This window comes from Lysobacter xanthus, from assembly GCF_047159895.1.
Genome location: NZ_BAAGAB020000079.1, coordinates 1 through 10,329 on the forward strand (window position 1 = coordinate 1; position 10,329 = coordinate 10,329).

A 10,329-nucleotide genomic window follows, 5' to 3' on the forward strand; every position below is an offset into this window, starting at 1 on the left:
GGCGGCCGCGGGTGCAGGCATCCTGTGCGGCCGTCCCGCGAACGCCGTCCCGAATGCCGCCAGCAACGACCCGACTCCCCGGCCTCGCAATCGTCGGCGGCGGCCCCGCCGGCCTGATGGCCGCGGAGGTCGCGCGCGCGGCGGGCGTCGAGGTCGACGTCTTCGAGGCGAAGGGCTCGGTGGGCCGCAAGTTCCTGATCGCCGGCAAGGGCGGGCTCAACCTCACCCACGGCGAACCGCGGCCCGCGTTCGACGCGCGCTACCGGGAACGCACGGCCGAGGTCGGCGCCTGGCTCGACGACTTCGATGGCGATGCACTGCGCGACTGGGCGCGCGGGCTCGGCGTCGAGACGTTCGTCGGCTCGTCGGGCCGCGTGTTCCCGGTCGACCTCAAGGCCGCGCCGTTGCTGCGCGGCTGGGTGCGCCGACTGCGCGAATCCGGCGTTCGCATCCACGTGCACCACCGCTGGACGGGCTGGACGGACGACGGCGCGCTCGCGTTCGACGCGCCCGACGGGCCGCGGATCTTCGACGCGTCGTCCACGGTCTTTGCCCTCGGCGGCGCGAGCTGGCCGGAGCTGGGCTCCGACGGGGCGTGGGTGGCGCCGTTCGAGGCAGCCGGCGTCGACGTGGCGCCGTTGAAGCCCGCCAACTGCGGGTTCGATGTCGCGTGGACGCCGCACTTCGCATCGCGCTTCGCCGGTGCGCCGTTGAAGCCGCTGGTGGCGCACTGGACGGACATCGACGGGCAGCCCCGACGCCTGCAGGGCGAGTGCGTGGTGAGCGCCCACGGCATCGAGGGCAGCCTGGTGTATGCGCTCGCCGCGGACCTGCGCGACACGATCGCCCGCGACGGCGAGGCCGTGCTGATGCTGGACCTCGTCCCGGGCCGCGACGTCGATGCGCTGCAAGCGGCGCTCGCCCGGTCGCGCGGCCGGCGCAGCCTGTCCGAGCACCTGCGGCGGCAGGCGGGCATCGACGCGGTCCGGGCCGGGCTGCTGCACGAGGCGCTCGGCGTGCCCCTGCCCGACGACCCGGCCCGCCTGGCCGCCACCCTCAAGCGCCTGCCGCTGCGGTTGCGGTCGGCGCGCCCCCTCGCCGAGGCGATCAGCACCGCCGGCGGCGTGCGCGGCGAGATGCTCGACGACGGGCTCATGCTCCGCACGCGACCGGGGACGTTCGTCGCGGGCGAGATGCTCGACTGGGAGGCGCCGACCGGCGGCTACCTGCTCACCGCCTGCTTCGCGAGCGGCCTCCGCGCCGGCCGCGCGGCCGTCCGCTGGCTCGCCCGCTGAGCCCTCAAGGAAGCGCTAGGCACGCCGATAGGGATCGCGAGGGACGATGTTCGTTCCCGACGGATGCGCGCGCCGGATGCGTGCCAGGAAACCCCGATGAGCGAACGTCCTTCCGTTCTCCTCTGCGACGACTCCCGCGCGCTGCGCATGCTCACCGCGCAGCAGCTCGATGCCTGCGGCTACGCGCTCGCCGGTGAAGCCGACAACGGCGTCAGGGCGGTCGAGCAGTACCTCGCCCTGAAGCCCGACGTCGTGCTGCTCGACCTCGTGATGCCGAAGGTGGACGGCAAGGCCGCGCTCAAGCGCCTGCTCGAACTCGATCCGGCCGCGAAGGTCATCGTGCTCAGCTCGCTCGGCGCGCAGAACGACATCGAGCAGTGCCTGAAGATGGGCGCCAAGAGTTACCTGCAGAAGCCGATCGACCGCGACACGCTCTCGCGCGTGCTCGCCGAAGTCACCGCCTGAGGCCCGCGACCATGGCAGCCAAGTTCTTCGGCCAGTTCCTGCTGGAAAAGGGCGTCATCGATGCGGCGCAGCTGTTGCGCGCACTGGAAGTCCAGCGCGTCTCGAACCCGGCGCTCGGCGAACTCGCCTGCGAGCGCGGCATGCTCAGCGCCGACCAGGCGCAAGCGGTCAACGAGCGCCAGCGTCGCGAGGACAAGCGCTTCGGCGACATCGCGCAATCGATGGGCCTGCTGACCTCCGACGAGGTCGCCTCGCTGCTCGACGAGCAGAAGTCGCGCCGCAAGCTGTTCGGCGAGATCCTCGTCGAGGAAGGCTTCCTCGACCGCGAGCGGCTCGAAGCCGAACTGCGCGACCACGCCGGCGAGCGCGACGATGCGATGCGTTCGCTCGATGCGATGGTCGCCACGCACCAGCTGGGCCGGCGCGTCGGCAATTCGATCGCCACCTGCAACAAGCTCTTCCCGCGCCTGCTGCGCACGCAGTGCCAGTTCTCCAGCGTTGCCGACCCCGCGAATCCGCACCGCGTCGATGCGCTCGCGCTCGTGCGCGTCGCCGCCGAGCGTCCGCTCGCGATCGGCGTGGCCTGCGAGGCTGCGACCATGCATGCGATCGCGCAGGCGTTCCTGTCGATCCCGCCCGAGGCCTGCGACGAGGAACTCGCCCGCGACGCGCTCGGCGAGTTCGTGAACGTGCTGATGGGCTACGTCGTGAAGGACAGCCTTCCCGAGGACGCGAGCTACCGGGCGGAGCCGCCGGATTTCGAGACGCCGATGAGTGCGCTCGACGACGGCATGCACGTGCTGGTCTCGATGACCTCGCAGCTCGGCCCCTTCATTCTGGTGCTCGGCGACTGACGTCTCACCCGGCCCGGCGACAGTCCGGCCGGCCGTGGAACCGCCCGTTGGGGCCGCTCGTCCGGCCGACGGGCGGCGGCCGTGATTTTCACGCGGCCTTGAACTCCGCGGGCTCCAGACTGGCCACCGAGCAAGGGAGCCCGACCATGAACCACTTCACGCAGCCGACGCTTCTCAGCCCGCGCGAACTGGCGGCGCTTCGCCTGTTGGCCGTCGATGGACGCGCCAAGATCGACAAGCAGCTCGAGGACGACCTGTACGCCAAGGGCCTGCTGCAGAGCGCCTGGGATCGCTGCCTCTCGCCCGCGGGCCGCAGCGCCATCCACTTCGAGCCGGCCGCACCGCGTCGCGCCTTCGGCTGACGGCCGGCGCTTCGCCGGCCGTCGCCACCGGCCTCAGCCCGGGGTCTTGCCGCCGGACGCGGGCGCGGCCGTCGCGCTGCCCGTCCCGTTCGCAGCGGCGCCGCTCGGCCCCGCAGGTGCCACCGCCGCGCTCGGGGCGGCGAGATGCCAGGTGCCGAACTTGTCCTTCAGCCCGTCGCCGTTGGCCTGCCCCGCGCCGGCGTCGGCCGCGTAGCGATACAGCGGGTGCCCCTCGAATGTGACCTGCCGCGCGCCGTCGGCGCGCGTGATCGTCGCGATCTTGGCGCCCTGCAGGCCGGCCGCGCCCATCGGCAGCTGGTCGGTGACCGTCACCGGCGGCCATGTCTGCAGGCACGGCCCGGTGCACTTGCCGCCGTCGGTGTCGCCTTCGACGAAGTACATCGCGTTGCCGGCCGAGTTGGTCAGGTACGGGCCCTTGGCGCCCTGCGCGAGGGTGAGCGTGGTCGCGCCGCTGGGCGCGCCCTGCGGGCTGGCGGCCGACATGGACGCGCTGTTGCCCTCGCCCGGCCCAGCGGAATCCACCGGCGGTGCGCCCGGGCCGACCCCGGTCGAGCCGTTGTTTGCCGTCGGACGATCGACCGCGCCGTCGGCGAGCGTGTCGTTGCCACCCTGCCCGCGGCAGGCGGCGAGCGACAAGGCGAGGACCGTCGCGCCCAGGAAGCGTGCGGTCGAGTGCGGATGCTGCATGGTCGTCTCCGAAGTCGCGGGCGCGCCGCATCGGAGCGATGAATAGCCCCCGCGGCGTGAGCGCGGGGTCGTGCGTCAGCGACGGCTGCGCTTGCGCTTCTGCTCGTACATGCGCTCGTCGGCCGCGTGAAGGATCTGCGCCGCGTGGGCCTCGCCGTCGTGGATCACCCAGCCGACGCTGCACTTGATGCGCAGGCGCACGCCGTTGACCACGCGCGGACGCGCGAGCTCGTCCTCCACCGCGTCGGCGACCGAACGCACGTCGCGGTCCGCGTCGCGCAGCGTGGTGAGCAACACGACGAACTCGTCGCCGCCCAGGCGCGCGACCACGTCGGTGTCGCGCAGCGTCTCGCGCAGTGCCGAGCCGGCCGCGCGGAGGACTTCGTCGCCCATCGCATGGCCATAGGTGTCGTTGACCTCCTTGAATCCGTCGAGGTCGAGGAACAGCAGGCCGAACCGGTTGGGCTGTCCCTGGTGCGCCGCGCAGACCGCTTCGAGCTGCGCTTCGAACGTCGCCCGGTTGGGCAGCCCCGTGAGCACGTCGAGCGAGGCGGCGTCCTGGTACATCTGCGCCGTCGCCTGCGTGTCGAGCAGCGCATCGTGCAGGCGGCGCAGCAGGCGCGCGTTCTCTTCCAGCGCGAGCTGCCGGCCGAGCGCCGCGCCCATCGCATTGCCGATGAGCGAGACGGCCTGCGCGTCGATGTCGTCGAACGCATGCGTGACCGACGAGCAGACCTCGAGCACGCCCAGCACTTCCTCGCCGTAGGACAACGGCGCGGCGATCAGCGCATGCAGCGAGTTCGTGCGGCGCGACGCGCCGACGATGCGCTCGTCGCCGACGGCCGCGTCGCTGCGCATGCACGTGCCGGCTTCGATACAGGCGCGTGCGAGGGTCTGCCCGCCGGTGAATTCGTCGACGCCGACGCGCGCCATCTGGCCGCGCGCGGAAGCGATCGCCATGCCCGCCTCGGCGCCGTCGAGCAGCACGACGCCGCCCGTGGCGCGCGTGACCTCCACCACCTTGTCGAGCGCGTACTCGATGAAGGATTCGGTGCTGCCGGGGTGCTCGGCGATGGCCGCGAGCGCGGCCACCATTCCACGCAGCCGATGGATTTCGCTGTCCTTCGAAGAGGAGGCGATCCAGGGCAGGCCCCGTTCGGTGCGGGGTCGTCCAGGGGTCAGCACGGTTGCGGAATCCGGTACGACGATCCGGCAATGGTGGTCACCGCACGATCAAGCGCGTGTGAGTCGCTGCGTGCAGCGGTCACACATCCGACGATGGATGCCCCTGTTCATGCAGCCCGACCGTGTTCAGTCGACCGCCGCTTGCACCCGATCGATGAGCGACGGGCGATCGTTGCGGACGTTGCCCACGGCGCGATCGACCGGATACGCCTCCACCGGAACGCCGGGCGACGCGAGTGCGATCTCCATCGCCTGCTCGGGCGTGCCGCGCAGCCAGTCGCCGAACACGTCCGGCTGCAGCATCAGCGGCATGCGGTCGTGGATCCCGGCGAGGTGCGGGTCGGCCTCGCGGGTGATGATGCTGTAGGTCAGCAGTTCGCCGCCGGCGCCGTCGGGCCGCGCCTCGAACAGCCCGCCGAAGAACATCACGGGCGCCTTGTCGGGATGGATGAAGAACGGTTGCTTGCCCCCGGCGACCGGCTTCCACTCGTAGTAGCCCGAGGTGGGCACCAGGCAGCGGCGCGACTTCCAGGCGCTGCGGAACGCCGGCTTCGTGGCGATGCCGTCGAGACGGGCATTGATGGTGCTGTAGGCCAGCCGCGTGTCCTTCGCCCACGGCGGCAGCAAGCCCCAGCGCATCGGCAGCACGAGGCCGCCCTCGCCATCGCCCTGAGGCACGACGGCCCAGCCGCGCTGCGTCGGGGCACGATTGAAGGTGGGCTCCGGCTCTTCCGCAGGGACGTCCACCACGAAGGGGCGCGAGAACGCCTGCACTTCGGCCCAGGTCGCCTTGAAGGTGTCGCGTCCGCACATGGCATGAAGTGTACGCATGCATCCGCACGACGCCGTTGACCGTTTCTCCACTGCCCTGTCACGGCGGCCCGCCACACTCGTCGCACCTGAATGGAGGTTCCATGCGCCTTCTGCGTTGGTCCGTCGCACTCCTCGCCGCGAGCGCGCTGCTCGCCTGTGTTCCACGCGGTGTCGATCCGGCACGACCGGTGCCGACCGCGCTGCTGCCTTCGACCGAAGGCTCGCATCGGCTGGTGGTGGTGTTGCCGGGACGCCGCGACCGGCTCGAGTCCATGCGCCGCAGCGGCGTCGGCGAGGCGATCCAGCGGGTCTGGCCCGACGCGGACGTGCTGTTCGCCGAGTTGTCGATGCCCTACTACCTCGACCGCAGCGCCGCGCAGCGCCTGCACGACGAGGTGCTGCTGCCCGCGCGTCGCCGTGCCTACACCGAAATCTGGATCGTCGGCGCCTCGCTCGGCGGCATGGGCGAGATCCTCTACGACCGCATGTACCCGGGCCAGGTCGACGGCATGATCCTGCTCGCCCCGTACACGGGCGAGCGCGCGATCCACGACGAGATCCGCGCGGCCGGCGGCCTCGCGCGCTGGTCGGCGGCGGCGAAGCCCGCGTCCGCGGACGACTGGCAGCGCGATCTCTGGGCGCATCTCAAAACCTGGTCCAAGGAGCCCGAGCGCGCCCGCAACGTCTGGCTCGGCTACGGCGAAGACGACTACCTCCGCGAGGGCATGCCGCTCGTCGCGGGCCTGCTGCCGCAGGACCACGTGATCGTGCGGCCGGGCAAGCACGCCTGGAGCACGTGGACGCCGATGACCGAAGCGATCTTCCGCGCCATCGATGCCGAACGCGCGGCGTCGAAGCCCTCCACCCCGCACTGACGCCAGGCCGACCGCGCGCACACGCGCACGCCGCTAGCCTCGTCGCGTCGAACAGGAGAACCGCATGCACATCGAGATCAATACGGACAACCACATCAAGAACGACGAGTCGGTGGAGCGCCACGTGCGCCAGTCGCTCGACAGCCTGCTGGAGCGCTTCGGAAACCAGGTGACGCGCATCGAAGTGCACCTGCACTACAAGAACGCCGACAAGAAGGGCGGCAACGACAAGCACTGCGTGCTGGAGGCGAAGCTCGAGGGCCGCCCGCCGGTCGCCTGCTCCGACGAGGCCGATACGCTCGCCGCGGCGATCTCGGGCGCGGCGAAGAAGCTTCAGCGTCGCCTCGACCACGACCTCGGTCGCCTGCACTGAGCCATCGAGAGCCACGATGGGCCTGACGCCGCCGATTCCCGTCATGGACCCCGCCCCGCTGCGCGGCCGGGTCGTGCTGGTGACCGGCGGCGCGCAGGGCATCGGCCGCGGCATCGCCCAATGCGTGCTCGCGGCCGGCGGTGCGGTGGTCGTCGGCGATACCGATGCCGAGGCCGGCGGCGCCTGCCTCGACGAATGGAAGGCGGGCGCCGCGGCGATGTTCCGACGGCTCGACGTCGCGCGCGAGGCCTCGGTCGAGCGGTTCGTGCAGGCGGCGCTGCGCACGTACGGCCGCATCGACGGCCTGATCAACAACGCCGGCATCGCCGATCCGCACAGCGGGCCGATCGAACGGCTTTCGCTGGCCGACTGGAACCGCTATCTCGCGACGAACCTGACCGGCGCGTTCCTCTGCAGTCGCGAAGCACTGCCGGCCCTGCGCGCCACGCGGGGCGGCATCGTGAACATCGCCTCGACCCGCGCGCTGCAGTCCGAGCCCGACACCGAGGCCTACGCGGCGGCGAAGGGCGGCCTCGTCGCGCTGACCCATGCGCTCGCCGTCAGTGCCGGGCCCGACGTGCGGGTCAACTGCATCAGCCCCGGCTGGGTGCCGACCGAAGCGTGGCGGAAACCGGCGTCGCGCCACCGGCCTAGGCTCACGCGGCGCGACCACTCGCAGCACCCGGCAGGTCGGGTCGGCCGCCCCGAGGACATCGGCGCGCTGGCCGTGTTCATGCTCTCGGATGCGGCGGGCTTCGTGACGGGCGAGCACATCGTCGCCGACGGCGGCATGCGCCGCCGTATGCGCTACGACTGATCCGGCGCGCCGATCGGCTGCCGCATCGCCCACATGTTGTCGACCAGGTTCGGATACCGACGGCCGTTGGCTTCCGCACGGGCACGCGCCGCATCGATCTGCGCAGGCGAGAGTTTCCCTGCGGCACCGCCGCGCGACGGTGGCGGCGGCTTCTTCCACGGCGGACGGCGATCGGTCGGCATGGCGTGTCCCGGAGTCGGATTCGCGCCTAGGATGCCTGCATGGATGCGCTGACCGCACACGACCCCGCGCTGGCCACCGAGGCGCTGCGTGACTGGCCGGCCCCGCGACGTCGCGTCTTCGTGCTGACGGGTGCGGGCTGCAGCACCGCCTCGGGGATCCCCGATTACCGCGACGAGTCCGGCGGCTGGAAGCGAGCGCCACCGGTGACGTACCAGGCCTTCACCGGCGACGACGCGACGCGGCGGCGCTACTGGGCGCGCTCGTTCGCCGGCTGGCCGCGCTTCGCCGACGCACGCCCCAACGCCGCGCACGCGGCGCTCGCCGGCTGGGAGTCCAGCGGGCGCCTGTCCCTCCTGCTCACGCAGAACGTCGACGGCCTGCACCAGCGCGCGGGCAGCGACCGCGTGATCGACCTGCACGGGCGGCTGGACACCGTGCGCTGCCTCGCCTGCGAGACGACCACGCCGCGCTATGCGATGCAGCGGCGCCTCGAACAGGCGAACCCGGGCTGGATCGACACGATCGCCGCCTTCGCGCCCGATGGCGATGCCGACCTCGAACGCACCGACTTCTCCGGCTTCGACGTGCCCGCCTGCGACGTCTGCGGGGGCATGCTCAAGCCGGATGTCGTGTTCTTCGGCGAGAACGTGCCGCGCGCGCGCTTCGAAGCCGCACGCGATGCGCTCGCGACGAGCGACGGGCTGCTCGTGGTGGGCTCGTCGCTGATGGTCTATTCGGGCTACCGCTTCGCGCGCATGGCCGACGAGGCGGGCCTGCCGGTCGCACTGCTGACGCGCGGCGCCACCCGTGCCGACGACCTCGCCTCGCTGGTACTTCGTGCGGACTGCACGCAGGTGCTGCCCGCCGCGCTCGCCCCATAGGCCGCTGTCACGACCTGCCGACCGAACGCGCCGTAGATCGAAGTCCGGTCCTTTCGCGTTGCCGGCCATGAAGATCCATCACCTGAACTGCATTTCGACCTGCCCGCTCGGCGGCCGCCTCATGGACGGCTTCACGCCGTCGATGGTCGAGCGCGGCCACCTCACGAACCATTGCCTGCTCATCGAGGCGGACGACCGCCTCGTCCTGGTCGACACCGGCCTCGGCCTGCGCGACGTACGCGATCCACGCGGCCGCCTGTCCGGCTTCTTCCTCGGTCTGGTGGCGCCCGACTTCCGCGAGGAGATGACGGCGATCCGGCAGGTCGAGCGCATGGGCTTCGATCCGCGCGACGTGCGCGACATCGTCCTGACGCATCTCGACTTCGACCATGCCGGCGGCCTCGACGACTTCCCGCATGCGCGCGTGCACCTGATGACCCGCGAGCGCGAGGACGCGGAGGCGCAGCGCACCTGGATGGATCGCCAGCGCTTCCGCCCGCAGCAGTGGTCCACGAAGGACCAGTGGCACACCTATGCCGGCGCGTCCGGCGAGCGTTGGATGGGCTTCGACTGCGTGCGCGACCTCGAAGGGCTTCCGCCCGACGTGCTGTTGGTGCCCCTGCCCGGCCACACGCATGGCCACGTCGGCGTCGCCGTCCGCAACGGCGGGCGCTGGCTGCTCGACGCCGGCGACGCCTATTTCCACCATGCCGAGATGGATCCGCTGCGGCCGCACTGCACGCCCGGCCTGCGCTTCTACCAGTGGATGCTCGAAAAGGATCGCAGCGCCCGGCTCGGCAACCAGAAGCGGCTGCGCGCGCTGCATCGCGACCAGCCCGGCGACATCGACCTGTTCTGCTCGCACGACGTGCTCGAGTTCGAGCGGATCGCGGGTCGTTCGGCGCGCATTCCGGCCGAACGCATGCGCGGCTCGCCGTTCAAGCGGTCGCCCGGCGACGGCGTCGAGGTCGTGCCGCACGCGCCGCACCTGCCGCCGCATCACGACGAAGGGCCCCGCGGGCGTCCCCACTGAGGATCAACACCCGGCCACGACGCCCCACGCCGGAGGATGGGGCGGTCCATCCGCAGGAGACCGCAATGCCCGCACGCACCGTCGTCATCACCGGCGCCTCGAGCGGCTTCGGCCGCGGCGTCGCCCTGCGCCTCGCCGAGCAGGGCTACAACCTCGTGCTCGCGGCGCGCCGCAACCAGTTGCTCGACCAGCTCGCGGACGAATGCGGCAACGCCGTCGCCGTGCATTGCGACGTCGGCAACCCGCACGACGTCGAGAAGCTGGCCGCGGTCGCCATGGCCAAGTTCAACCGCATCGACGTCTGGATCAACAATGCGGGTGTCGCCGCGCTCGGTGCATTCGAGCGCATCCCGCTCGAAGACCACCTGCGCGTCATGCAGACCAACCTCGGCGGCGCCATTGCCGGCAGCCACGCGGCGATGCGCGAGTTCCGCAAGCTCGGCCGCGGCACGCTGATCAACATCGCCTCGATGCTCGGCCGCACG

14 protein-coding genes are annotated in these 10,329 nt (G+C 71.6%); 10 read left to right on the forward strand and 4 right to left on the reverse strand.

Annotation, left to right across the window (positions count from 1 at the left end):
* The first annotated feature begins 53 nt into the window (after positions 1 to 53).
* From ACY35P_RS13675 to ACY35P_RS13690, 4 genes are all read left to right on the forward strand, one after another.
* Positions 54 to 1,295, forward strand: coding sequence for a TIGR03862 family flavoprotein (locus ACY35P_RS13675; protein ID WP_462116393.1), 1,242 nt, complete (start codon positions 54 to 56; stop codon positions 1,293 to 1,295).
* 96 nt (positions 1,296 to 1,391) lie between these two features.
* Positions 1,392 to 1,760 (forward strand): response regulator, encoded by a 369-nt coding sequence (locus ACY35P_RS13680; RefSeq protein ID WP_462116394.1) that lies wholly within the window; start codon positions 1,392 to 1,394, stop codon positions 1,758 to 1,760.
* 11 nt (positions 1,761 to 1,771) lie between these two features.
* A complete protein-coding gene (locus ACY35P_RS13685) occupies positions 1,772 to 2,614 on the forward strand; it encodes a GspE/PulE family protein (protein ID WP_462116395.1) in 843 nt (280 codons plus the stop codon).
* 146 nt (positions 2,615 to 2,760) lie between these two features.
* Entirely contained in the window at positions 2,761 to 2,976 is a 216-nt protein-coding gene (locus tag ACY35P_RS13690; RefSeq protein WP_462116396.1) for a hypothetical protein, read from the forward strand.
* Between the two features lie 33 nt (positions 2,977 to 3,009).
* Here the strand turns inward: ACY35P_RS13690 and ACY35P_RS13695 are convergent, their stop codons facing one another.
* From ACY35P_RS13695 to ACY35P_RS13705, 3 genes are all read right to left on the reverse strand, one after another.
* Positions 3,010 to 3,684, reverse strand: a complete 675-nt coding sequence (locus ACY35P_RS13695) for a COG4315 family predicted lipoprotein (protein ID WP_462116397.1) — start codon at positions 3,682 to 3,684, stop codon at positions 3,010 to 3,012.
* Positions 3,685 to 3,759: 75 nt separating this feature from the next.
* Entirely contained in the window at positions 3,760 to 4,869 is a 1,110-nt protein-coding gene (locus ACY35P_RS13700) for a diguanylate cyclase domain-containing protein (RefSeq protein ID WP_462116398.1), read from the reverse strand.
* Between the two features lie 126 nt (positions 4,870 to 4,995).
* A complete protein-coding gene (locus tag ACY35P_RS13705; RefSeq protein ID WP_462116399.1) occupies positions 4,996 to 5,700 on the reverse strand; it encodes an SOS response-associated peptidase in 705 nt (234 codons plus the stop codon).
* 83 nt (positions 5,701 to 5,783) lie between these two features.
* Here ACY35P_RS13705 and ACY35P_RS13710 point away from each other — a divergent pair, with 83 nt between their 5' ends.
* The 3 genes from ACY35P_RS13710 to ACY35P_RS13720 all read left to right on the forward strand — a co-directional run bounded on the left by ACY35P_RS13710 (position 5,784) and on the right by ACY35P_RS13720 (position 7,747).
* A complete protein-coding gene (locus tag ACY35P_RS13710; protein ID WP_462116400.1) occupies positions 5,784 to 6,557 on the forward strand; it encodes an alpha/beta hydrolase in 774 nt (257 codons plus the stop codon).
* Between the two features lie 64 nt (positions 6,558 to 6,621).
* The gene (locus ACY35P_RS13715) at positions 6,622 to 6,930 is read left to right on the forward strand and encodes an HPF/RaiA family ribosome-associated protein (protein WP_462116401.1); all 309 of its coding nucleotides are present in this window, start codon (positions 6,622 to 6,624) and stop codon (positions 6,928 to 6,930) included.
* Positions 6,931 to 6,946: 16 nt separating this feature from the next.
* Entirely contained in the window at positions 6,947 to 7,747 is an 801-nt protein-coding gene (locus tag ACY35P_RS13720; RefSeq protein ID WP_462116402.1) for a glucose 1-dehydrogenase, read from the forward strand.
* Here ACY35P_RS13720 and ACY35P_RS13725 read toward each other — a convergent pair.
* Complete coding sequence (locus ACY35P_RS13725; RefSeq protein ID WP_462116403.1) at positions 7,738 to 7,929, reverse strand: hypothetical protein; 192 nt, start codon at positions 7,927 to 7,929, stop codon at positions 7,738 to 7,740. The genes ACY35P_RS13720 and ACY35P_RS13725 overlap by 10 nt on opposite strands.
* A 39-nt stretch (positions 7,930 to 7,968) precedes the next feature.
* Between ACY35P_RS13725 and ACY35P_RS13730 the strand changes: the two genes are divergently transcribed.
* From ACY35P_RS13730 to ACY35P_RS13740, 3 genes are all read left to right on the forward strand, one after another.
* Positions 7,969 to 8,811 carry an NAD-dependent protein deacetylase gene (locus ACY35P_RS13730; RefSeq protein ID WP_462116404.1) on the forward strand — a complete coding sequence of 281 codons (843 nt, stop codon included), beginning with the start codon at positions 7,969 to 7,971 and terminating at the stop codon, positions 8,809 to 8,811.
* A gap of 67 nt (positions 8,812 to 8,878) precedes the next feature.
* Positions 8,879 to 9,844, forward strand: coding sequence for an MBL fold metallo-hydrolase (locus ACY35P_RS13735; protein ID WP_462116405.1), 966 nt, complete (start codon positions 8,879 to 8,881; stop codon positions 9,842 to 9,844).
* 65 nt (positions 9,845 to 9,909) lie between these two features.
* A partial coding sequence (locus tag ACY35P_RS13740; RefSeq protein WP_462116406.1) for an SDR family NAD(P)-dependent oxidoreductase occupies positions 9,910 to 10,329 on the forward strand: 420 nt, incomplete at its 3' end.

Excerpts from the sequence above, each read along its gene's own strand:
- ACY35P_RS13675 (WP_462116393.1), top strand. The coding sequence starts at position 54 with ATGCCGCCAGCAACGACCCGACTCCCCGGCCTCGCAATCGTCGGCGGC.
- ACY35P_RS13680 (WP_462116394.1), top strand. The coding sequence starts at position 1,392 with ATGAGCGAACGTCCTTCCGTTCTCCTCTGCGACGACTCCCGCGCGCTG.
- ACY35P_RS13685 (WP_462116395.1), top strand. The coding sequence starts at position 1,772 with ATGGCAGCCAAGTTCTTCGGCCAGTTCCTGCTGGAAAAGGGCGTCATC.
- ACY35P_RS13690 (WP_462116396.1), top strand. The coding sequence starts at position 2,761 with ATGAACCACTTCACGCAGCCGACGCTTCTCAGCCCGCGCGAACTGGCG.
- ACY35P_RS13695 (WP_462116397.1), bottom strand. The coding sequence starts at position 3,684 with ATGCAGCATCCGCACTCGACCGCACGCTTCCTGGGCGCGACGGTCCTC.
- ACY35P_RS13705 (WP_462116399.1), bottom strand. The coding sequence starts at position 5,700 with ATGCGTACACTTCATGCCATGTGCGGACGCGACACCTTCAAGGCGACC.
- ACY35P_RS13710 (WP_462116400.1), top strand. The coding sequence starts at position 5,784 with ATGCGCCTTCTGCGTTGGTCCGTCGCACTCCTCGCCGCGAGCGCGCTG.
- ACY35P_RS13715 (WP_462116401.1), top strand. The coding sequence starts at position 6,622 with ATGCACATCGAGATCAATACGGACAACCACATCAAGAACGACGAGTCG.
- ACY35P_RS13720 (WP_462116402.1), top strand. The coding sequence starts at position 6,947 with ATGGGCCTGACGCCGCCGATTCCCGTCATGGACCCCGCCCCGCTGCGC.
- ACY35P_RS13725 (WP_462116403.1), bottom strand. The coding sequence starts at position 7,929 with ATGCCGACCGATCGCCGTCCGCCGTGGAAGAAGCCGCCGCCACCGTCG.
- ACY35P_RS13730 (WP_462116404.1), top strand. The coding sequence starts at position 7,969 with ATGGATGCGCTGACCGCACACGACCCCGCGCTGGCCACCGAGGCGCTG.
- ACY35P_RS13735 (WP_462116405.1), top strand. The coding sequence starts at position 8,879 with ATGAAGATCCATCACCTGAACTGCATTTCGACCTGCCCGCTCGGCGGC.